Annotated in this window: 19 protein-coding genes; 7 read left to right on the top strand and 12 right to left on the bottom strand. The window is 58.7% G+C overall.

The features are described from left to right. Nucleotides 1-27: 27 nt before the first annotated feature. From AC3WKX_RS24135 to AC3WKX_RS24125, 3 genes are all read right to left on the bottom strand, one after another. Nucleotides 28-2,925, bottom strand: coding sequence for an ATP-binding protein (locus AC3WKX_RS24135; RefSeq protein WP_102605634.1), 2,898 nt, complete (start codon nucleotides 2,923-2,925; stop codon nucleotides 28-30). 124 nt (nucleotides 2,926-3,049) lie between these two features. Further along, a complete protein-coding gene (gene pvrR / locus AC3WKX_RS24130; protein WP_102368407.1) occupies nucleotides 3,050-4,249 on the bottom strand; it encodes a response regulator cyclic di-GMP phosphodiesterase PvrR in 1,200 nt (399 codons plus the stop codon). Then, nucleotides 4,246-7,053 (bottom strand): ATP-binding protein, encoded by a 2,808-nt coding sequence (locus AC3WKX_RS24125; protein ID WP_102605626.1) that lies wholly within the window; start codon nucleotides 7,051-7,053, stop codon nucleotides 4,246-4,248. The genes pvrR and AC3WKX_RS24125 overlap by 4 nt, the downstream gene beginning before the upstream one ends. A gap of 170 nt (nucleotides 7,054-7,223) precedes the next feature. Between AC3WKX_RS24125 and AC3WKX_RS24120 the strand changes: the two genes are divergently transcribed. Beyond that, the gene (locus AC3WKX_RS24120; protein ID WP_102605627.1) at nucleotides 7,224-8,411 is read left to right on the top strand and encodes an MFS transporter; all 1,188 of its coding nucleotides are present in this window, start codon (nucleotides 7,224-7,226) and stop codon (nucleotides 8,409-8,411) included. Nucleotides 8,412-8,498: 87 nt separating this feature from the next. On the opposite strand, the gene AC3WKX_RS24115 is transcribed toward AC3WKX_RS24120, so the two are convergent. The 4 genes from AC3WKX_RS24115 to AC3WKX_RS24100 form a co-directional block, all read right to left on the bottom strand. Next, a complete protein-coding gene (locus tag AC3WKX_RS24115) occupies nucleotides 8,499-8,720 on the bottom strand; it encodes a hypothetical protein (protein ID WP_102605628.1) in 222 nt (73 codons plus the stop codon). 145 nt (nucleotides 8,721-8,865) lie between these two features. Further along, on the bottom strand, nucleotides 8,866-9,231 hold the full coding sequence (locus AC3WKX_RS24110) for a DUF6124 family protein (RefSeq protein WP_102605629.1): 366 nt from the start codon (nucleotides 9,229-9,231) through the stop codon (nucleotides 8,866-8,868). Between the two features lie 431 nt (nucleotides 9,232-9,662). Next, entirely contained in the window at nucleotides 9,663-11,588 is a 1,926-nt protein-coding gene (locus AC3WKX_RS24105; RefSeq protein WP_102605630.1) for an AAA family ATPase, read from the bottom strand. Nucleotides 11,589-11,605: 17 nt separating this feature from the next. Beyond that, nucleotides 11,606-12,319 (bottom strand): ImmA/IrrE family metallo-endopeptidase, encoded by a 714-nt coding sequence (locus AC3WKX_RS24100; protein WP_102605631.1) that lies wholly within the window; start codon nucleotides 12,317-12,319, stop codon nucleotides 11,606-11,608. A gap of 395 nt (nucleotides 12,320-12,714) precedes the next feature. On the opposite strand from AC3WKX_RS24100, the gene dusA reads away from it, so the two are divergent. Further along, entirely contained in the window at nucleotides 12,715-13,701 is a 987-nt protein-coding gene (dusA, locus tag AC3WKX_RS24095; RefSeq protein ID WP_102605632.1) for a tRNA dihydrouridine(20/20a) synthase DusA, read from the top strand. A gap of 304 nt (nucleotides 13,702-14,005) precedes the next feature. Beyond that, nucleotides 14,006-14,932, top strand: a complete 927-nt coding sequence (tal, locus tag AC3WKX_RS24090; protein ID WP_008437618.1) for a transaldolase — start codon at nucleotides 14,006-14,008, stop codon at nucleotides 14,930-14,932. A gap of 199 nt (nucleotides 14,933-15,131) precedes the next feature. On the opposite strand, the gene rssC is transcribed toward tal, so the two are convergent. From rssC to AC3WKX_RS24075, 3 genes are all read right to left on the bottom strand, one after another. Further along, nucleotides 15,132-15,614: an anti-sigma factor antagonist RssC gene (gene rssC, locus AC3WKX_RS24085; protein ID WP_003218919.1), complete on the bottom strand. Its 483-nt coding sequence runs from the start codon at nucleotides 15,612-15,614 to the stop codon at nucleotides 15,132-15,134. After that, on the bottom strand, nucleotides 15,614-16,795 hold the full coding sequence (gene rssB / locus AC3WKX_RS24080) for a two-component system response regulator RssB (RefSeq protein WP_003218921.1): 1,182 nt from the start codon (nucleotides 16,793-16,795) through the stop codon (nucleotides 15,614-15,616). The genes rssC and rssB overlap by 1 nt, the downstream gene beginning before the upstream one ends. A gap of 346 nt (nucleotides 16,796-17,141) precedes the next feature. Beyond that, the gene (locus AC3WKX_RS24075; RefSeq protein WP_008437615.1) at nucleotides 17,142-17,831 is read right to left on the bottom strand and encodes an MlaA family lipoprotein; all 690 of its coding nucleotides are present in this window, start codon (nucleotides 17,829-17,831) and stop codon (nucleotides 17,142-17,144) included. A 195-nt stretch (nucleotides 17,832-18,026) separates the two neighbouring features. On the opposite strand from AC3WKX_RS24075, the gene pcrP reads away from it, so the two are divergent. Together pcrP and AC3WKX_RS24065 are read left to right on the top strand one after the other, a co-directional pair. Beyond that, nucleotides 18,027-18,638, top strand: coding sequence for an HAD superfamily inactivated hydrolase PcrP (gene pcrP / locus AC3WKX_RS24070; protein WP_003218927.1), 612 nt, complete (start codon nucleotides 18,027-18,029; stop codon nucleotides 18,636-18,638). 110 nt (nucleotides 18,639-18,748) lie between these two features. Beyond that, the gene (locus tag AC3WKX_RS24065; protein WP_008437612.1) at nucleotides 18,749-19,015 is read left to right on the top strand and encodes a DUF4404 family protein; all 267 of its coding nucleotides are present in this window, start codon (nucleotides 18,749-18,751) and stop codon (nucleotides 19,013-19,015) included. Between the two features lie 126 nt (nucleotides 19,016-19,141). Here the strand turns inward: AC3WKX_RS24065 and queF are convergent, their stop codons facing one another. Together queF and copI are read right to left on the bottom strand one after the other, a co-directional pair. After that, nucleotides 19,142-19,972: an NADPH-dependent 7-cyano-7-deazaguanine reductase QueF gene (gene queF, locus AC3WKX_RS24060; protein WP_008437611.1), complete on the bottom strand. Its 831-nt coding sequence runs from the start codon at nucleotides 19,970-19,972 to the stop codon at nucleotides 19,142-19,144. Nucleotides 19,973-20,029: 57 nt separating this feature from the next. Next, the gene (gene copI / locus AC3WKX_RS24055) at nucleotides 20,030-20,554 is read right to left on the bottom strand and encodes a copper-resistant cuproprotein CopI (RefSeq protein WP_003218934.1); all 525 of its coding nucleotides are present in this window, start codon (nucleotides 20,552-20,554) and stop codon (nucleotides 20,030-20,032) included. A gap of 156 nt (nucleotides 20,555-20,710) precedes the next feature. Between copI and AC3WKX_RS24050 the strand changes: the two genes are divergently transcribed. Then, on the top strand, nucleotides 20,711-21,391 hold the full coding sequence (locus AC3WKX_RS24050) for a heavy metal response regulator transcription factor (RefSeq protein ID WP_003218936.1): 681 nt from the start codon (nucleotides 20,711-20,713) through the stop codon (nucleotides 21,389-21,391). Beyond that, the coding region (locus AC3WKX_RS24045; RefSeq protein WP_102607498.1) for a heavy metal sensor histidine kinase at nucleotides 21,391-22,682 on the top strand (1,292 nt) is incomplete at its 3' end. The genes AC3WKX_RS24050 and AC3WKX_RS24045, both read left to right, overlap by 1 nt.

Raw genomic sequence — 22,682 nt, 5'->3', positions numbered from 1 at the left:
CTTTATCTTCCTTGTAATGGGCTTTCATCAAGTTTGCGACTCTGCCAGCAAGCACTGCGCAACCGCTGTAAGCCGTGCGCACACGCCTCGAATCTGCGTGGTGGCGTATGTATCCAGCGGTGCGTCGTACAGGGTGTTCTCCCATGCCTGACAAGCGCTGGACAGTTCCCCGGCACGCACACTGGCCAGCGCGCCGTTGAGGCTGTGCAAACGCTCACGTACGAGGGTGGCATCGCCGGCCGTCAGGCCTTGTTCGATCTGCTGCACATCCACCAGCAACGTGTCGGCCATCAGTTGGCGCATGGCCGGGGAAAGCTCGATCCAGCCTTCGCGGTCCCGGTCCACCTGCACCACCGGCAAGGCCGTGGCTCGCCGGCAGTGCGCCATTAACGCCTGGCGCAGCATGCTCAGGCTCAGCGGTTTGACCACCCACGCGTTCATGCCCACCGCCAGGCAACGCTCGCCCTCCTCGCGCAGGGCATTGGCGGTGACGCCGATGATCGGCACCTGGACGCCTTGTTCACGCAACGCGCGGGCCAGGTCGTAGCCGTTGAGGCGCGGCATATTGATGTCGGTGATCACCAGGTCGAACGGCTGCGAACCCCAGATTTGCAGCGCATGCTCGCCGTCACGCGCTACGGTGGGGTGGGCGCCAAGGGCCTCGAGCTGTTCTTGCAGCACGGCCTGGCTGACCGGGTTGTCTTCGGCGACCAGCACGCGCACGTTCAGGCACGGTGCGTCCAGGCACGGCGGCATCGGCGGTTGTTCCGCAGAGGGCAGGGTTTCCTGAAGCACCGGCAAGGTGATGAACAGCGAAAAACTGCTGCCCAACCCTGGCTCGCTGACCACGCGCATGCTGCCGCCCATCAACTCACTCAAGCGCGAGCAGATAGACAGGCCCAGGCCGGCGCCATTGCCGTCCTGGTCGCCCGCTACCTGATAAAACGGCTTGAACAACTGGTCCAGCGCCTTTTCCGGAATGCCCACGCCGGTGTCAGTGACCTGCCATTGCAGGGTCACTTTATCGTCAAGTAGTTGCTGCACCATCAGGCGCAAACGCACGCGCCCGGAGTCGGTGAACTTGATCGCGTTGCCCAGCAGGTTATGCAGGACCTGCCGGATGCGGCCAGCATCGCCAAGCAGTTGCGGCGGTAGCAGCGGGTCGATCTCGGCATCGATCTGCAAGCCTTTATTGCGCGCGGTCGCGCTGAACGCCAACACCGATTCCGCCACCAACTGGCCCGGGCTGAACGGCGCCGCTTCCACGGCCATTTGCCCGGATTCGATTTTCGATACATCCAGTACGTTGCTGATCAACTGGAACAGCACAGTGGACGAACCCTGGATAATTTCCAGGTAGTGGCGCTGGCGCTCGCTCATGTCGGTCAGGGCCATCAGTTCCAGATTGCCGAGCACGCCGTACAGCGGGGTGCGGATTTCATGGCTCATGGTTGCCAGGAACACGGTTTTGGCCTCGTTGGCTTCGGTGGCTTCCTGGCGCGCCTGGGTCAGCAACTGGGCTTCGTCCACGTGTCGGGTGATGTCGTTGCAGCCGCAGAGGAACACGTCCTCACCTTCGTACCGCGCCGCCACCACCACGACCTGCAAGTACCGCCCCTCCACCGCCAGGCACATCTCGCCGGGGGTGTCCGGGCCATCGTTGGCCTTGAGCACGTCGAGCAGCGGTGCGGTGCCCTGCAATTGCAGCGCGCGCTGGTTTTCCAGGAGTAACTGGTGATCGCTGCGGCGCACTACGCACAATCCCACCGGGGCGTTGTGCAGCATGATGCGGTTGAATGCCTCGCTCTCGAACAGACGCTCCTGCGCGCGTTGCGCCGGGCTGAAGATGCGGGTCTTGTACCAATGGTTGATCCACCAGCCCAGCAGCACGGCCGCCAGAAACGTCAGGCCAAGGCCCAGCAGCGGCCATTTGGCGTAGCGCAGGAAATCCTGATAGCTGATGGCGTACAGGCCGGTCCAGTGCTCGCCACCCTCGCTGAGCATCTTGAAGCGCAAACCCTGGCTGTTGAAGCTCAGGCCCAGGGGCGCCATGTGTTCATCGCCGAGGCTGCCGAGCAACACGTCGCCCTGGGGCGAGATCAGGGTGAACTGGTTGTAGACCGACAGTTGCAGTACTCGCTCGATTTCGTCGACCTGCGAGGTGTCCACCACCGCCGCCAGCGTGAGCAGGCCCTGAGGCTGATTGGCCGGCAATACGGCGGCAGGCGCGTCGAGGCCGATCATCGCGACCACGCTGCGGCTGTTCTGGTACAACTGCGGCGGCGCACGCATCCAGCGCACGCGGCTGTCGGTCAGCAGGAGGCTTTGGCTCTGTTGCAGTTGCTGCAAGCGGCTCACCACGTCGCGGTACTGCTCGCGCAACAATGGCTGGTGCTGGCGCAAGCCGCCCACGCCGGGCACGGCCAGGCTGGCGACGGCATTGGGGGTGAACACGAACAGCTGCGGCGAGGCGTAAAACGAGCTGGCCCAGTAGCCGCCGTAGTAGTCAGTCAGTTGCACGCCAAACGCCAGTGCCCGGCGCGTGTCATCCGCCGAGAACGTCTCGGCGTGGGACAAGGTGAAGGGTAGCGACATCGCAAACCCCTTGGCCTGCAACACCACCTGCCCGCCTTCGTGCTGCAACTCCACCACCGAGGTCGACTGCACGGCCGGCAGCGGCGGCGCGTTGCTGCGGCTGTAGCCACTGGCCACGTTGCGCAGGAACGCCTCGTGCTCATGGATGATCTCCACCACGCGGGCGAAGTGGAACTCGACCTTTTCCTGTTCAGCGTCGAGCAACCGCGACACCGCCCAATAGCAACTGCTGGACAGCAACAAGGCGAGCCCCGTGAGCAATAACAGGGCTTTGTTCAAGCGTTGAGAGCTTTGCGCCAGCTTGTCCAGGCGCAGACTTGCATGTTTCATCGTCAGTACCGCAGAAGCCTGAATCAGGATATGGGGCCTATGCTTGATCCCGGCATTGGCCAATAACGCCCGGCTGACCGGGCGACCCTTCCTTCGGGCTTCTTGACTGTGTGACCCTGGCCACTCACATAAGTGCTGGCGCAGGGCCATCCTCGATTAACAGGGCGCTGAATTTTTCCGCCGCCACGGCATGGGAGATCAGGAAACCCTGCACCTGATCGCAGCGGATACGCCGCAACATCGCCAGCTCCGCCTGGGTCTCGGCGCCCTCGGCGATGGTGGTCAGCCCGAGTTTGCGGCCCAGCTCGACAATGCTTTGCAAGGCCGACGCCAGGCTTTCGTTCTCGGCACAGCCATGCACCAGTGACCGGTCGATCTTGACCTCGTTGAACGGCGTCGACACCAGGTTGAAGTAGGAACTGAACCCCTTGCCGAAGTCATCCTGCGCCAACCCAAAGCCCATCATGCGCAAGCGACATGCTCCAGCGTAGTAGTTACTGGGCAGCCGTGTGGTGGAGCTTTCCATCAATTCGAAGGTAATTTGCCGGGGTTCGGCGTCGCGGCTTTGCACCTGGGCAAGCAGGCGGTCGACCAGGTCGCTCTGGTCGAGCAAATGCGTGGGCAGGTTGATCGACACCGGCAGCCGGTAACCGAGTTGCGCCCACTGGGCCTGGGCGATGAGGGTTTGGCCGAGAATGCAGGTGAGCAAGCGGGTTTCCAGGTCAAGGCGCTCGATGTCGTCAAGAAACGCGCCGGGCATCAATAACCCTTCCACCGGGTGCACCCAGCGTGCCAGGGCTTCGGCGCCCACGATGCGCCCGTCATGCAGGGATTTTTTCGGCTGGAACCACGCCTGGATTTCACCATTGGCCAAGGCGCGCTCAAGGTTCTCCCGGGCATGGCTGACACCCCGGTGGCAACACGGCGTGCGCGCCTGCTCGGCGAGTTTGTCGAGGCAATCGCGCAGGGTGCGCACCTCGCGTTCGCGCACCGGCTTGGAGATTAGCCCGGCGACGGTCAGGCCGAGGTTCCCGGCCACCTGCCCGGCGCCCACCAGCATGCGCCGCGACGCCACGCTCATCAGCGCCAGCGCAGGCGGCGCGTGCATGCGGGCCAAGTGCTGGATCAGTTGCACACCGTCCATCCCCGGCATCATCAAGTCGCTGAGCAGCAGATCGTAGCGCTGTCGGGCCAGGCGTTGCAGCGCGGTGGCGCCATCCCAGACCACATCGACGTCAAACCCGCCGATGGCCTGGAAGACGTTGATCAAGTACTCATGCTGGAAAGGATGGTCTTCCACGATGAGTACGCGATAGGCGCTCAAAGCACCCTCCTCTGATAGCGATGCAGGCACTGGTAGAGGGCGCGCAGGGTGAACGGCTTGACCAGGCAATGATCCATGCCAGCGTTCAGGCAGCGCTCGGCTTCGTCGAGCATCGCGTTGGCGGTGGCCCCGATGATCGGCAGTGAGCAACCCAGGCGACGCAGTTGTTCGGTGAGTTCATAGCCGTTCATGCGTGGCATGTTGACGTCGGTGAGAATCATGTCGAACGCGGTATCACCCCACAATGACAGCGCTTCAATGCCGTCGCCGGCCAGCACCACGCTGCAGCCGAGCTCTTCCAACTGGTCGCGCAGGATCAACTGGTTGATCAGGTTGTCTTCGGCCACCAGCAGGCGCAGGTTGAGGCTGAACTCGGTGGGCTTCTCGCTGATCCTCGGCGACAACAACTCTTCGCTGCCCTGGGCGCGGCTGACCGCGCGGTTGAGCGCCTGCAGGTTGTTCAGGCCGATCTGCCAGGGATAAGCGCCATGCTCGTCGACCCCGGCCATCACCCGCGGCCCGGACCAATGCAGCAACTGGTCGGGCTCGGTCGGGCCGGGATACAGCTCGACCAATACCGCGCCGGGGTCGGCCTCGGCGGACTCCGGCGCACCGAGTTGCGCGCGCGCGCCCCAGCGACGCAACCAGCCGCCAACACTTTCCGCCAGTTCACGCACCGGCGACACCACATACACCCGCTCGCCGAGCAGCGGCTGCGCCCAGGGAGCCTGGTCGTCGTCGTTGACTTGCTCCAGCGGCAAGGTGAAGGAAAAGCTGCTGCCCAGGCCCGGTTCGCTGACCACCCGCAAGGTGCCGTTCATCAAGTGCATCAGGCGCTTGCAGATCGACAAGCCCAGGCCGCTGCCGGCGACCACATTCGCATTGCCGCTGACCTGGAAGAACGGCTCGAACAGGTACCGCTGGTCTTCCTCGGCGATGCCCTTGCCGGTGTCGACTATCTGCCACTGCAACATCGTGCGCTCGCCTTCACGGCTTTCCAGGCGCAGACGCAAGACAATCCGGCCGCTTTCGGTGAATTTCAGCGCGTTGTTCAGCAGGTTATTCAGGATCTGGCGGATGCGTGTGACATCCCCGCTCACGTGGTCGGGCAACTGCGGGTCGAGGCAGGCGAACAACTGCAGGCCCTTGCTTTGGGCGGCGCCTGCGTAGCCCTGGATCACTTCCTGCACCAACTCGATCGGTGAGAACGTGCTGAACTCTAGGGACAGTTGTCCCGCTTCGATTTTCGACACGTCCAGCACATCGCAGATCATTTGCAGCAAGTTCGCCGACGAGCCCTCGATGGCATTCAGGTAGCCACGCTGCTGGCTGTTAAGGTCGGTGCGCGCAAGCAATTCCAGGGTGCCCAGCACGCCATACAATGGCGTGCGGATTTCATGGCTCATGGTTGCCAGGAACAGGGTCTTGGCCTCATTCGCCGCGTCCGCCAGCGTGCGCGCCTGCTGCAGGGCCAACTCCACCTGCTTGCGTTCGGTGATGTCGCTGAAGGCGCAGATCAGCACCTCCTCACGCTGGTAACGGGTTGGCGCGAAACTCAGGTACAGGTGACGACCGTCGGCCATTTGCAGCTCGTCGGTGCTGCTTTGTTCCGACTCATCGAACGCGCGGCGAATCCAGCCGTGACACAGTTGCTGGCGCTCGTGGCCGTTGCCCAGCCATTGCCGGGACAGGGGGTTTTCCAGCACTACCTCGCCGTCGATGCGGCGCAGCACGCACAAGGCCACTGGCGCGATGCGAATCACCGCACTGCTGAATGCCTCACTCTCCACCAGCGCTTCGATGCGATTGGCTGCCGGGATAATCAAACGCTGATCGATGCGCCGCACCAACCGCACCATCAACAAGCTGGCCGCTGCGCACAAGAGCAGGCACAGCAGCAACGGCATGGCCAGGCTGGGCAACAGTGAACTCAGCTCCAGGCTGTAGACGATCTGCCACTGGGAGTAACCCAGGTGCTTGCGAATGGCCAAGCGATCCGGCAGCCAGCGGCTGCCTTCCCAACCAAAGCTGGCCGTGGCGTGATACTGGCGCAGCACCTGCGCAGCCGAGGGTTGATGAGGCGTGCTGCTGAAAATCAGCTGCCCGGCGCCGTCAAGCAACATGAAGTCCCCGGCTTTTTCATGCTGCAGGGCGTTGATCAGGTCCGGGCCGTCCACCTCCAGCCCGAGCCAACCCGACGTGGGGCTACGGTCATCGAGGCGGGTGAAGATGTATAGCGGTGAATCCAGGCGGCTCTGCTCAGTCAGCCACAACTCATCGCTGACCGAGACCTTGCCGGTGTCCACCGCCATCAACCGCTGCAATACCGGCTGCGGCACATTCTCCGGGGCCGCCCCAACGGTAAACAGGCGCTCCACCACCGGCTCGGCGCGCTGCGCGACGTAGATCAGGTTGACCTGGTTGACCTGCAGGTAATCAAGCAGGCGCCTAGTCAGCCAAAGGCTCCAGATATTGCCCGCCTCGCCCAAGGTGATGTGCAACTCTTCGGCCGGCACATTATTGAGGTTGCCCACGGGTGGCGTGACATGACGAACCGTCGACAGGCCGAGGCTTTTGAGCAGCGTCTGGCGGCTGACAAAAAAACTCTGCGCATCGGAAATCGCCTCATTCATATAACTGCGCCGTAGCGAAATTTCCTCATTCAACGCCGCACGCAAGTAGCTGTAGGCACCCACATACACGCCGAGCACCAATGCCAGGGCAAACAGCCGCAACAACTTGCGCGCGGCCTTGGGCGTCGAAAAAGAAGAGTCGAGTGGTTGCAGGAAATGTTTGAGCTTCATCGCCAAAAGAGTAAGCGTGGCGAGAGGGTAGTTGAATAAGACGGATCTCAAAGCCCCGCACTGCTTGCGCCGATGGAACTCTCGCGCAACACGCTGTTCTAGACACCTTCGTCGCTGCTTGCGTAGCATCGGCGGCTGTCCTTCGTGCACTTCATCAAACAGAGTTACCCATGACTATCCAGCAAACACCCGGGCACGTGCTGCCCGCGCGCAGCGCCGCCAAAATGGAAGCGGCCATGGCCGTGGGCGCCTTTGCGATCGGCACCGGCGAATTCGCCATCATGGGGCTGATGCCCGACATCGCCCACAACCTCAATCTCAGCGAACCGCAAGTGGGCCACGCCATCAGCGCCTATGCGCTGGGCGTGATGGTCGGCGCCCCACTGCTGGCGATCCTCGGCGCCAAGTTGCTGCGTAAACACATGCTGCTATTGCTGATGGGCCTTTATGCCCTGGGCAACCTCGCCACGGCGTTTACCCCGACCTTCGGTTCGCTGGTGGCTTTCCGCTTTATCAGCGGCCTGCCCCACGGCGCCTACTTCGGCATCGCCGCCGTGGTCGCCTCCAGCATGGTGCCCAACGACAAACGTGCTGGCGCCGTCGCCCGCGTGATGATGGGCCTGACCCTGGCCATGCTGCTCGGCAACCCCATCGCCACCTTCCTGGGTCAACACCTGGGCTGGCGCTCGGCGTTCGCGTTGGTTAGCGCCATCGCCCTGTGCACCATCGCGCTGGTCTGGCAATTCGTACCGGACCGCCACGACGAACCCCGCAGCGACCCGCGCAAAGAACTGCGCGCTTTCACCAAACCGCAGGTGTGGATGGCGCTGTCGATTGGCGCTATAGGGTTTGCCGGGATGTTCTGCGTGTTCAGCTACCTGGCGCCGACCATGCTCGAAGTGACCAAAGTGTCGCCGCAGTGGATCCCCTTCGGTCTGGCCGCGTTTGGCGTAGGCGGCATCATCGGCAACATCGCCGGCGGCAAACTGTTTGACCGCCTGCAATTTCGCGCAGTGGGCTGGATTATGGTGTGGTCGATGGCCGTGCTGATCTTCTTCACCTTCGCCGCCAGCTCGCTGTGGGGCGTACTGCTGGGCATCGGCCTGGTCGGCACCATGATCGCCATGGCCGCGCCGCTGCAAATCCGCTTGATGGACATTGCGCATGAGGCACCGAGCCTGGCGGCGGCGTCCAACCACGCGGCGTTCAACCTGGCGAATGCGCTGGGGCCGTGGCTGGGTGGGATGGCGATTACGGCGGGATACGGGTGGACCAGCACGGGTTACATCGGCGCGGCTACGGCGCTGGTGGGCCTGGGCATCTACCTGATCGCCCGACGTATGAAAGGCGGTCACTAAAGCCCTCCCACGATCCAATGTGGGAGCGGGCTTGCTCGCGAAAGCGGTGGGTCAGTCACTGAGTAAATGACTGCCCCACCCGCTCAGTCAGTCATCATGCATCAACCCCGAACCATACTCCCCGTAACTGCTCCCCAGCGCGTTGCCGCCAAAATTCATCTTGGCGGCTTTGCTGGGGCTGTGGTCGCCAAAGGCTTGGCATCCCCCTGAATAACAAGGGTCGCTACTCATGCCCGATGAACCCGACGAACAAGCGGCCAACAGTAACGTGCCAGTGATCATCGCGACTTTGACAAGATTGGAGATCATTTTTCAGTTCCCTTTGGGCTGGAGGCGTACAGGTCCTCTCTTAAGGAGGATCGTAGACCTCAAAAGCGCAGGGAATTATGAAACTTTGCAGGATGACAGGATGGGTTCAGGTTGCCGCCTTGAGGTAAGGCGGCAGGGTTCGGCGTCAGGCGGTGGCCGTGCTAGCTACAGGCGCGACTTGCTCCAGGGCTCGGTCAACGAGTAGAGCACTCAGGTCGATTAGCTGCTGGATGCCCAGGACGATGGCGCGATGGGGTTCATCGAGGTCGAAAGCCAGGGTTGCAGCCATTTGGTTGGCGGATTCCAGGTTTTCGGCGGCGTTGGCTAGAAGGGTTTCGGTGTCTATGTCGGGGCTGACGCGGAATAGGTTGCTGCTCGGTTGCTCGGCGGGAACGTCGTTATCGGATGACGGCAAGTAATGATGGATAGCACGCTGAGCCGCAGCTTGAAGCTTGGCATCAGTGGGGGCAGCGTTTGAAGCATGAGGCGGGTTCGGTGTGACTTTGTACATGGCGAAGCTCCTTAACTATTCAGGAACTGCCAATCTCACTTCCACATGAGGGTGGCAGCTGTACGCAGGTGTGGAAGACCAGGGCTAAGGACCCGGCGCACCGAAGTGCCCCGCGCACAGCCGCCATAACACATGATACAGGCGTAAAAAAACGCCGGCTGGTGTTTATAGGCGATTGCGTCTTAGCTGGTACGGACTTCCACATCCGGCCGCTGGTTTTCCAGCGGTTTGAGGAGGTTAGCGACGTGTGCTCCGACGGGCAAGCTGATATAGACGTGGGAAATTTCCCAAGCCCCCCCCCAACAACGCCAGCTAACGGGAACAAAGGCCGCTTAACATCCATATAATGACTTGACTAAAACTTAGGGCCTTACGATCCCACTTTCTTGCAAATCTAGACAAAAAGAAAAACCGCTGCCAAACGAAGATTACTATTTCATCACACTATGTTTTTGACTGGAGACCCAATCACCAATATAGCCAGGCACCAAAAGCTCAAATTTAGCTCGAGACCCACCAGTGTAAAGTGAGCAAATCTTTCTATCAAATCCCAGCACGTCTCCCTGCTTAATATCACCAAACAAATCCGGCGCTAACATTACAGAGTCGTACTCCGCATTCCTCGCATTTTCCACCATGCCTAACTGGTAGCCACCAGACGACACACTATCAAGTGAAAGAAGAGAAATTTTAAGTCTTTCTATATTATAACCCCTTTCCATCATAGCCTGAATTTTGTCAAACACTTTATTATCGGCCTGACCTTGAGCTAGAGCGTCCCAAGTAGGGTAAAAGAATAATTTTCTATGCTTAGGCGGCGTACCAGAATGATATAGGTTTATGCAGTCTACCATAAACCTCTCGAACTCATTTCTTGAACCATGCAATATGGAAAATCTTACACCAGCGTGCGATAGACGCTGAAACCACTCAAACATACCCCATTCAGAATCAACGAGAATAGTAGAAGCCGCATCAGGAACTTTACTCAAGTCATAAAAAACAACGTTCGTCGGATCATCCCCGCCCCCCTCATACGGCAATTTTATTTTAGTTGGATGAGCATCAATTAATGGATTCAATACTCCCTCCATATCTTTTCCCGCTCTGACGGAGAGAGTGATATCCCGTTGACGAATTTTTTTGGCACGCTGAAACACAGGACCGGCAATACATTGGTACTCATCGCCGAACGTTATCACTGCTTGTGGACTACGATCAAGAATCTGAAGTATCGGCCGCGAAAGATCATGACTTTCATCAACGATTACGTGTGTATAAGTATCTGGTATGACCTCATTCGAAAGCGATAGACATTTCAGTAAGTGGTAACCTCGAACTGGGAATCTAATCTCATAGACAGCAGGAGAAATAGTCGCCTCCCAAATTCTAGTGGCATACTGCACCATAACATCTGAGTCAATGTTACTTAACTGCTCTTTAATATAGGGTAAATTTCGTTTATTTAACGTAATATCTCCACTCTCACAATAACGCCTTATAGCCCTTCGACATATAGCCGCAACTCTTATAGGATTTATAGCACCAACAGGCCCGAGACTCAAAACCCTAGCAACCTGTGCATCACTAACCTGGAGATAATCGTCTGCAGCCATAGATAGGTGAGGTCGAATAGGTGCTAGTAATTCAGAAGCCAACATCTTGAACGTTCTTGCTACGACGTGTCCTTTCTTGAGTCGCCCAGTCAACTCATAAAGTTGAACCTGAGTTTTCGCGAGCACCAATGTCGCACTAGGACTCATAAATTCGATCAACGATGAAATTAGATGCGTTTTTCCAGTGCCTGCATAACCTTGAATATGGATAGACTCATCCTTTTCCGCCAAAAAAGATTTGACTATGAGGCTCTGCGGCGAACTTAAACATAAGAGCCCTCCACTTGGCGTCTCAACCTCAACCTTAAATGCAGCGACCCTCTTGACATGCCTCAATCGAAAATCGTAGTCCCAAGTGCCGTCCGCAAGGAGGTAATCTTGGGCCAACACATCTTCTTGAGTGAGAAACTCCAACCCAATTTCACGAAGACAACTCATTCCTGACTTAAACTTATCCACATCAAAAAGTCTTTTAGCTTCAGATGCAAGACTGACGTCTTCCGGCCCTTGCCTCTGTCCCCACGCAATCAAATCAAATAAAATTCGCTCCGATGCAACAACCGCCTTAATACCACGACCAAGAGATGTAACATGCTGAACCAAAAGAGCACCTGCAATCTCTGCATTAGTCATGTTTTCAAATAGGTCTGAAGGAGAGGCATTGAGAGATAAAACTTTCGCCTTTTCCTCACATAACGGAATATAAAACTTGTCTTCTAAATAACCCAAAAACCTACGCATAGCCCCACCATACAAAGCTAGGAAAATATCTTACCAATTGCTTCTTCAGCAACACGAATTGGCATGCGCGCGTCAACCAACAGCTTCAAAGAGTTAATGCGAAACTCAACAAGAAACTTAGGAACACTAAAGAAAATTCGCATTTCATTCAAAATTTCAGAATAAAGCAACTGATTACAAGGCTGATTATCCAAATAGATCGGTCCATGCCCTCGATTTTTAAAACCCAATTCACCCTGAAGATGAACAAAGTACCCGTTGAACACTTGCCGAGGCATCAACAAACAACAGGCAAAAAATCTCGATTGCCAATCAATACTACTAGAGCTCTCCGCAGAAACACGAGACCTTAAATCAATATCAGTGAATTGTTCATAACAGACCGCAGACATCATGTAGGAGCCGTGCCCCATTACAACATGACCTATCAAGCAAGCTAGTGCAAACCTCTGAACATCTACCGTTCTCCCTAAGGTAAACACTGTCAAAGTAAGACTAGGAAAATCAATACTACCGATTTCCTTAGATGGCTTCTCAGAATAGACCAGCTTTAAACCCAACGCCGGACTCAACCTTTTAAAAATCTCATCTAGACAAACTCGGTCATCCTGAAAGCGCACACACTTATAGGATGTATTTTCTATAAAATCTGGCTCCACAAAGGGGACCGAAACAGTCGGAGCATTATGTTTCTTTTTCTTTTTTTTACCCTTACCTGTGTGCTTCTTCATGGCTATTCCTTATCACAACATGATTAATAGCATATTGAGAGAACAACATCACCTATAAGCTTAGGCCACACCTTAACATACCCAACCGCCAGCAAAGATCACCCGTCGCACGCAAATATGTATACCTCGCAATGAGTTCCAGTCCAATGATCCCACACGCTGGAATCTCTTGGGATATCCCAATCCATCTCGAACAGACGACTGACCCCTCATGGTGGATATCCGGATCAGACCACGATATGCGTTGCAATTATGTCCTACAGAGCCTCAGCCGCAAGCTCCGCACGCGGCAACATTCCCGTTCGAAGCGGTGAAAGGCAACGAACCCGCCTCCCCCACACCCAAGATGTATCCCTGATAAACTGCACTATTCGCCTCGTTGACTCTGATCTCCAATGCCCCTACAAACCGCTCCACTCTCCCGTCGCTTCTCCGTCGCCCCCATGATGGATTGGACTGACAGGCACTGCAGGTACTTTCTGCGCCTGCTGTCCAAAAACGCCCTCCTCTACACCGAGATGGTCACCACCGGCGCAATCCTCCACGGCGACCACGAACGTTTCCTGCGCCATAACGAGGCCGAGCATCCACTCGCCCTGCAGTTGGGCGGTAGCGTCCCCGCCGACCTGGCCGCCTGCGCCCGCATGGCCCAGGACGCCGGCTACGACGAGGTGAACCTCAACGTCGGCTGCCCCAGCGACCGGGTGCAAAACAACATGATTGGCGCGATCCTGATGGCCCACCCGGCCTTGGTGGCGGATTGCGTTAAGGCAATGCAGGACGCCGTCTCGATCCCGGTAACGGTTAAGCACCGCATCGGCATCAACGGCCGGGACAGTTACGCCGAGCTGTGCGATTTCGTTGGCCAAGTGAAGGACGCGGGCTGCACCAGTTTTACCGTGCATGCGCGAATCGCCATTCTGGAAGGGCTGTCACCGAAGGAAAATCGGGACATCCCGCCCTTGCGCTACGACGTTGCCGCCCAGTTGAAGCAGGATTTCCCTGAACTGGAGATCATCCTCAACGGCGGCATCAAGACCCTCGAACAGTGCCAGGAGCATCTGCAGACCTTCGATGGCGTGATGCTGGGCCGCGAGGCTTATCACAATCCGTATTTGCTGGCCGAGGTGGATCAGCAGCTGTTTGGCAGCACGGCACCTGTGATCACCCGTGCCGAGGCGTTGGCGCAGTTGCGTCCTTATATTGCCGAACACCTGGCGACAGGTGGCTCGATGCATCACATCACGCGCCACGCGCTGGGGCTGGGGACGGGTTTCCCGGGGGCGCGGAAGTTTCGGCAGTTGTTGTCGGTGGATATTCATAAGGCCAGTGATCCGCTGGCGTTGCTGGATATGGCCGGGGAGTTGTTGGAGGGGCGGTGATTTGGGTGTCAGTGGGTTTATTGGATGGCTGACACGACGCCTTCGCGAGCAAGCCCGCTCCCACATTTGGATGGGGGGGGATGTCAGGAAGATGGGGCAAGGCTGCTCCCACCGTTTGATCGGGTGGTCATCGGGCAGTTGGGTTGAACCTGCTGGCTGTTTTGGCCTCCTATTGAGCATTGGCCGGTGATTCAAACGGCTGTTTTCAGGTTGTTGCCCTCGCAAACGATCGAATGCATTTGCGCCCTTGAGCGGCTGTCAGCGCTCGGGTAATGTCATCAGACCCACAGGACAGAGCACGCCCATGACTTCCAAGCTGGAACAACTCAAGCAATTCACCACTGTAGTAGCCGATACCGGCGATTTTTCTACCCTCGCCAAGCTCAAGCCGCAAGACGCCACTACCAACCCTTCCCTGCTGCTCAAGGCCGCGTCGATCCCAGGCTATGCCAAGCTGCTGGATGAGGCTGTTGCCGACTGCAACGGCGATGTAGGCCTGGCCAGCGACCGTTTTGCGGTAGCCGTCGGCCAGGAAATCCTGAAAGTGGTGCCCGGCCGCATTTCCACCGAGGTGGATGCCCGTCTGTCGTTCGACACTGACGCCGTCCTCAAGCGCGCCCATCGCCTGATCGACCTGTACGACAAGGCCGGCATTGGCCGTGACCGCGTGCTGATCAAGATCGCTTCCACCTGGGAAGGCATCCGCGCCGCCGAGCAGCTGGAAAAGGAAGGCATCCAGACCAACCTGACGCTGCTGTTCTCCTTCGCCCAGGCCGTGGCTTGCGCCGAAGCCGGCGTGTTCCTGATTTCGCCGTTCGTGGGCCGTATCTACGACTGGTACAAGAAGGCCAACGGCAACGACTACACCGGCTCCGAAGATCCGGGCGTGCAGTCGGTGACGCGCATCTACAACTACTACAAGGCCAATGGCTACAAGACCGTGGTAATGGGTGCAAGCTTCCGTAACCTGAGCCAGATCGAAGAGCTGGCTGGTTGCGACCGTCTGACCATCAGCCCGGACCTGCTGGAAAAACTCGCAGCCGACAACGGCAAGCTGGAACGCAAATTGTCGCCAGGCCATGCGGGCGAAGCTCGTGTGCACTTGACCGAAGCGCAGTTCCGTTGGGAATCCAACGAAGATGCAATGGCCACCGAGAAACTGGCCGAGGGCATTCGTCAGTTCGCCCGCGACCAGGAAAAACTCGAAGCGCTGTTGACCGCCAAGCTCTAAAAACGGCGGCGACAAAAAGGGCGGCACCTGTGAGGGTGCCGCCCTTTTTTTGTATTAGCCGATTTCGAGCCGAACTCAGTTAAAAATGTGGGAGGGGGCTTGCTCCCGAATACAGGGCGTCAGTCGCTACATTCACTACTGACCCGCCGCTTTCGGGAGCAAGCCCCCTCCCACACTTTGACAATGTTTCAGCTGGAAATTAGTGCCGCTCCAGCGCATTCACCAGGTCGTGGAACGCCTCGCGGTTGGAGTCGTTCAAGCCCATCAGGATCTTGTGGGCTTCCAGTACCTTGACCCGTACCACTTCCTCGGACTGGTCCTGGGACGGCAGGTCGGTCAGGCATTCCGGGCACGGGATCGGGCGGTCAACGATGTTGAACACTTGATCGAAGCCCATGGACTGCAACAGACGGGTGATGTCTTCGTGGGTGGTGACGACGGTCGGCAGCAGTCCGACCTTCTGCCGAGACAGAATGGACAACTTGGCCAACAGCCCAAGGGTGGTGCTATCGATGCTGCGGGTTTCGGTCAGATCGATCACGATCGCCGAGAAATTCAAGGCTGTGAAGATCCGCTCAATCGTCGCATCCAGCGCCGAACACAAGGTCAGGCGCACTTCACCGACAAACTTCAGGACAAAAGTCCCGTCTTGCTCGGCGAATTGGATTCTTCCGGTACTCATCAAAGATTCCTGCTCAACACCAATAGGGCGATATCATCCGGCATCTCCCCTAGCGTGGCCAATCCAAAAACCTGCCGCAGGCCATCCAGGCTGCCGCCCGCCGACCTGACCCGTTGGGGCAAGGCGGCTTCTTTCTCTTTGAGTGTAGGCTCTGGCAAAAGGTCCAGGATACCGTCGGACATCAGCGTCAGGCTGAACGTCGGCGGCAATTCCAGGATGTGGTCTTCGTAGGTGGCTTCATTGAATAAGCCAACCGGCAAACCACGCCCTTCCAGGTAGCGCACACTGTCTGGAGTGTATAAAACCGGCAATGGCAGGTGACCGCCAATGCTGTAGGTCAAAAGACCTGTTTCTTCATCAATCACGCCGCCGACCATCGTCACGTGCTTGCCCAGCTTGCAGCTGATCAGGCCCCGGTTGATGTGGCCCAGCACTTGCGAAGGGGTGAACTCCGGCAAGGTGCCATTGCGCTTGGACTCGAACAACAGCCGTGTAGTCATGAACTTCAACAACACGGTCACGAATGCAGAGGAGGCGCCGTGGCCGGAAACGTCGGCCAGGTAGAACGCGACACGCCGCTCATCAACGCGGAAGTAGTCGACGAAATCACCCGACAGGTACAGCGACGGGATGATCTGGTGGGCAAACTTGAACTCGTCGATGCTCCACGGGCTCACCGGCAGCATGTTCATCTGCACCTGGCGACCGGCGTTCTGGTCTTCCTGGAGCAGGTTCAGGCTGGCTTCGAGTTCGCGGTTGGCGGTTTCGAGCTTTTCACGGTAACGCTGGTTTTCCAGCAGCAGCCGTGCACGATCCAGGGCACGACGCACCGAGTGCTCCAGCACAGCCAGGTCTTCCAGGGGCTTGATCAGGTAGTCGGCGGCGCCGAGGCGCAAGGCCTCGACGGCATCGTTCATCACGCCGGCACCGGACACGACAATCACCGGCGTCTGCGGGGCGATGTCGGTCACCTGGCGGATCAGCTCAAGGCCGCCCACCTGGGGCATGCGCAGGTCGCAGATCACAAGGTCGGGCTTGTCGCGCTCGAATACCTGGAGACCCTGGAGGCCGTTGCTGGCCTGCAGGACGCTGAAGCCACTGTCTTCCAAATAGGCCGCAAGACTCGCGCGCACTACTTCGTCGTCATCGATTATCAGCAGCGTGGCACTGGTTTTCTGCATGTGGGCAAACGGCGCCAGAATTAGGTTGGCGTAGGCAGCTCGACAATGGCCGGGCTTACTACTGGATTCGCTTTCTAGCCTCTCTGTCCTACAAAACGCCGAGTTATTGCCGACGCACAAAGGTAAAGCAGAGGTGCCCTTCTAAGGCGCAGACGGTACTCCCATCCGCCAGGGGTTTCAAGCTCACGGCGATGGTCGCCGGGCGTCTTTACATCGCAAATCACCAGTAGTTATAAGAACGCATAAAACCGCGACTTAAAGTAAGCACGTAACCCACGGATAAACCTCGAATGCCGCCCACAAAAAAGGCGACCCGAGGGCCGCCTTCTTCTTTCAAGCCTGGGGCTTAAAAGTCGTCTACAACCTTGCCATCCTTGACCTTGAACTCGCGGTTCTGCAAGTAGGCGTTACGGATGAAGGTGTATTTGTCGCCGCTGATCAGCTTCTCGGAGGACAGCAGGCTGGCACGCGTGTCGACGATATTCAGGCCGAAGGTGCTGTTGCGCCAGCCGATATCGTTCATGTAGCGGTATGGCTGGGTGTAGCTGTCCACGTATTTGGACGGCGCGTCACGCAGGGTGCTTGGGCCCAGCAGTGGCAGCATCACGTAAGGACCGCTGTCGACGCCCCAGTAGCCGAGAGTCTGGCCGAAGTCTTCGTCGTTGCGTTGCAGCCCCATTTTGGTGCCGACATCAACGAAACCCAGCACGCCGAACGTGGTGTTCATCAGCAAGCGGGCAGTGTCGACGCCTGCAGCGTGGGGCTTGAGTTGCAGCACGTCGTTGGCAAAGTTGCCGACGTCGCCGATGTTGCGGAAGAAGTTGTGGATCCCGTCCTGCACGAACTGCGGGGTCACGAACTGATAGCCTTGAGCCAATGGCTTGAGGGCATAGGTATCAACGGTATCGTTGAAGGTGAAGATCGGGCGGTTGACGCTTTCCCATGGATCATCTTCCGAGGCCGCCTGGGCTACGAAAGGAACCAGCAAAATACTCGCACATACGGACAGCTGAGCTAGACATTGGCTCCAGCGCATAGCTTGAACTCCTTGAATGGTCTGTCATGGGCGCTATGCCCTGAATGAGGCCGTCAGTATATGACGGAAGTGTCAGATTAGGCAGCCTTGCAGAAATGTCATTCAGCAAATGCACAAAATTCCTACAATTGCTGCGGGTGTAACTTGCTTGTCACCCAAGTCCGGTAGCGTCACTGCTATTTCAGGGACGTCGAAATGCCACACGCCGAGATTGTTAGTGCCAGCACCCCGTCCTTGACGGCCGTACTGTTCGGGCTTAGTGGCTGCCTGGTGGACTTTGGTTCCCAGGCCCGCGCCGATTCCGCGCCTTCCAGCGATACCCATGCCACTGTCGGCGCTCTGAAGATCCTGCGCAGCCTCGAAGAACAGCGCGTCCCTTGTGCATGGCTGGACGAGTTGCCGGCGTCGGTTTCCACACCGCTGGCCGCCGGGCTACCCCGCTGGATCAAGGCTGCCAAGCCCTCCTCCACCCGCTGGCCGGCGCCTCACGCCTGCTGGCAGGCCCTGATGGAACTGAATATCGAACGCCTGGAAGGCTGCGTCCTGGTCAGCGGCGAGCCACGCCTGCTGCAATCGGGGCTCAATGCCGGGCTGTGGACCATTGGCCTGGCATCCTGTGGCTCATTGTGCGGGCTTTCGCCGCAGCAATGGCAAGCACTCAGCGAGAAGGAACGCGAGCATAAGCGCGCAAAAGCCACTGTCGCGCTCTATGGCCTGGGCGTGCATTCGGTGATTGACCACCTGGGCGAACTGCAGACCTGCCTGGCCGACATCAGCCTGCGCCAGCTCAAAGGCGAGAAGCCCTGATCGAGATCATGCACAGTAGGCCCCAGTGGATTAATCTACAGGTCAGCCCATAGACCTTTCCCGGCGTGCCGCGGTCTATGTCAGTGCCTATCGATAAAAGGAAGAACGCCATGCCTGCCCGCGAACAACTGCAAGAACAGGTCAAAATTTTGCGCGAGCAATTGGATCAGAATCCAGAAATGCCCCTCGAACAGCGCGAAGAGCTGCGAGATTTGATTGCTGAACTGGAAGTTCAGGAGCCACTGGAAGGTGCCATTCAGGATCCAAGCATCGCCGACGGTGTGAACCTGGCCGTAGAACGCTTCGAACTGGAGCACCCGGGCATTGCCGGGACCTTGCGCAATATTGTGGTGACCCTGGGTAACATCGGGATCTAATAGTCGGACACCTATCAAATGTGGGAGCGGGCTTGCTCGCGAATGCGGTCCGTCAGCTGATACATAAGCTGGCTGATACACCGCTTTCGCGAGCAAGCCCGCTCCCACATTTGTTTTGTGTGAAGGCTACTGACGAGCCAGGCGCAGGTTCTGGAACTGCTGCTCTTCAGTACTGCGGTACGGGTTGATATCGAGCCCGCCACGCCGCACATAGCGCGCATACACCGTCAGTTTCTCCGGCTTGAGCAAGCGCTGCAGGTCGAGAAAGATCCGCTCCACGCACTGTTCATGGAAGTCCGAGTGCTGGCGGAAGCTCACCAGGTATTCCAGCAGGCTGGCATGATCCAGCGCCGCGCCGCGGTACTCCACCGCCACACTGCCCCAGTCAGGCTGGCTGGTCACCGGGCAGTTGGACTTGAGCAGATGACTGTGGACGCTCTCCTCCACCACGCGCGAATCGTCGCAACGCAGCAGTTCCGGGCGCGGGTGCTCGTAGTTGCTGACGGTAATGTCCAGGTCATCAATGCACACACCCGGCAACGCGACCACGCCTTCGGCTTCAACCTCGCCCAGGCTGCGGATGCGCACGCCAACGGGCTTGCCGGCCGCTGCACTCAGGTCGGCGCGCAACGTCGCTTCAAGGCTTTGCACATCGGCAAACGCGGTTTGGTTCAGCGAGTTGAGGTACAACTTGAACGACTTCGACTCGATGATGTTCGGCGAGTCGGCCGGGATACTGAATTCACCGATGGCCACCACGGGTTTGCCGGATGGCAGCAGCCAGGACAGTTCGAAGCAGTTCCAGAAATCCACGCCTTTATACGGCAGGGTCTCGGCACTCAGGCCCAGCTCGGCCCACTTGGCGGCGCGAGGAATCGGGAACAGCAACGACGGGGTGTAGGTGGAGATGTATTCACTGGACTTGCCCAGCGGCGAATGTTCGGCTGCGGGATGCATGGCGGAAACCTGGCTAAATAAACGCCGCCATTCTACCCGCCTTTGCCCGTCAATGGCTTACTGGCTGACGGTCAGCTTGCCGACCATGCCCGCCTGGTAATGCCCCGGAATGTTGCAGGCAAACTCCAAGCCGGTGGCCTTGGTGAAGGTCCAGGTCAGCTCGGCGGTCTTGCCGGGCTCTACCAACACGCTGTTGGGGTCGTCGTGTTTCATGCCTGCCATATCACCATGCCCCATCGCACTGTGGTCCATTTTGCCCATGCCGGTCGCCGTCAGCATGCCGCTGGCCTGCATCTGCAGCATCTCTTTCTGATGCGCTGCGTGCATGGCGGCATCGCCAAGGTTGAATTCATGAAGCAACTGGCCTTTGTTGACCAGCACAAAGCGCACAGTCTCACCGGCTTTTACATCAATAGCCTTGGGCGAAAAGGAAATGTCCTGCAGCACCACTTCCACCGTGCGCGTGGCCTTGGCGGCGGGCGCGGCCTCACCGAAGGCGAAGGTTTCAGCCGGGGATGCCAGCACCGGAAGACTCATCGCCATCAGGCAGCCCGCCAACAACCAGGATTTACGTAAAAACATGCTCACACTCCAAAGGTTCGGAATCAGTCTGTGGGACACTTTACGAACGCGCCGCTGCCAGCCAGCTGACTGCCAGATTACAACTTTGTCAGCTTGAGCCGGCTGCCGGATGTGCGCGGTATAACGTCTGTGTTCCCGTAAAACCATGAGCCGCCCATGAAACTGCTGATCGTCGAAGACCAACCGAAAACCGGCCACTACCTGCGCCAGGGGCTGGCCGAGGCCGGGTTCAACACCGAGCTGGTGGCCGACGGCACCAGCGGCCAGCACCTGGCGCTGACCGGTGACTACGACCTGTTGATCCTCGATGTGATGCTGCCGGGTCGCGATGGCTGGCAGATCCTCCAGGCCGTACGCAACGCTGGGCTCGACATGCCGGTACTGTTCCTTACCGCGCGAGATGCCGTGGAAGACCGGGTGCATGGCCTGGAACTGGGCGCCGACGACTATTTGGTCAAGCCCTTCGCCTTCTCCGAACTGCTGGCCCGAGTGCGCAGCCTGTTGCGCCGTGGCAGCAGCCCGCCTCAGGAAACCAGCCTGCAACTGGCCGACCTGCGCATGGACCTGATCCGCCGCCGGGTAGAACGCGACGGCCAACGCATCGACCTCACGGCCAAGGAGTTTTCCCTGCTGGAACTGCTGCTGCGCCGCCAGGGCGAAGTACTGCCCAAGTCGCTGATTGCCTCTCAGGTGTGGGACATGAACTTCGACAGCGACACCAACATCATCGAAGTCGCGATCCGCCGCCTGCGCCTGAAGGTCGACGATAACTTCCCCAACAAGTTGATCCACACCGTGCGCGGCATGGGCTACGTGCTTGAGGAGCGGTTCAGTTGATGAAACGGATTTCCCTGGCCAGCCGCCTGGCGCTGTTGTTTGCCGGCTGCACAGCCGTGGTTTCGCTGCTGGCCGGCGTGCTGTTCAACCATGCCAGCGAGGCGCACTTTATCGAGCTGGACCAGCAGTTGCTCGACGGCAAGCTGATAGCGCTGCGCAGTACATTGCAAGGTGCCGACACGCCAGAACGATTTGCCTTACGAGAAACAACGCTGCGAGAAGAACTCAATCGCCAGCCCGACCTGGTCCTACGCATCACCGCCGGCGATCAGCGCTGGTTCGACGGCGCTCCCGGCATCACCCTGCCCCAGGCGCCTGGCCTGCACAGCGTGCAGAACGCCGGCACCGATTACCGCGTGTACAACGCGCCGCTGATTCCTGGAAACGCTGACTCGCCACGCCTGACGCTGATGCTCGACATCACCCATCACCAACACTTCCTGCAACGCATGCAGCATCTGATCTGGCTGACCGTCGGCCTTTCCGCCCTGGCCACCGCCCTGCTCGGCGCCTGGGCCGCCCGCAGCGGGTTGCGACCGCTGAGGCGCATGAGCGAAGTCGCCAGCGGCGTCTCTGCCCACTCCCTGACCCAACGCCTGCCCCAGGAACAAATGCCCGTCGAACTGGCGGAACTCGCCCAGTCCTTCAACGCGATGCTTGGGCGCCTGGACGATGCCTTCCAGCGCCTTTCGGCGTTTTCTGCCGACATCGCCCATGAACTGCGCACGCCACTGTCGAATTTGCTGACACAGACCCAAGTCATCCTCACGCATCCACGGGCGCTGGAGGACTACCGCGAAGCCCTGCACAGCAACCTGGAAGAACTGCAATGGATGGCGCAGTTGGTCAACGACATGCTGTACCTGGCCAAGGCGGACCATGGGCTGCTGGTGCCCAAGCGCGAAACCCTGGTGCTGGCGGACGAGGTGGAGGCATTGCTGGAGTTTTTCGCGCCGCTGGCGGAGGACGTCCAAGTGCGGCTGGTTCGGGACGGCAGCGCCAGCACTTCAGGTGACCGCAGCATGTTGCGCCGGGCGATTTCCAACCTGCTGGATAACGCGTTGCGGTTCACCCCGCCGGGTGGCGAAGTCAGCGTGCGGATTGTCGAGGGGATGCAAGGCGTGACGCTGAGTGTGGAAAACACCGGGGAAGGCATTCCCGAGGCATTGTTGCCACGGTTGTTTGACCGGTTTTACCGGGCAGATCCGGCGCGTCATGAAGGGAGCAGCGAGCATGCGGGGCTGGGTTTGGCGATTACCCAGTCGATTGTGCGGGCCCATGGGGGGCGGAT

Source organism: Pseudomonas sp. GP01-A4 (genome assembly GCF_058780865.1).
This window is presented reverse-complemented; position numbering and strand designations above follow the sequence as displayed.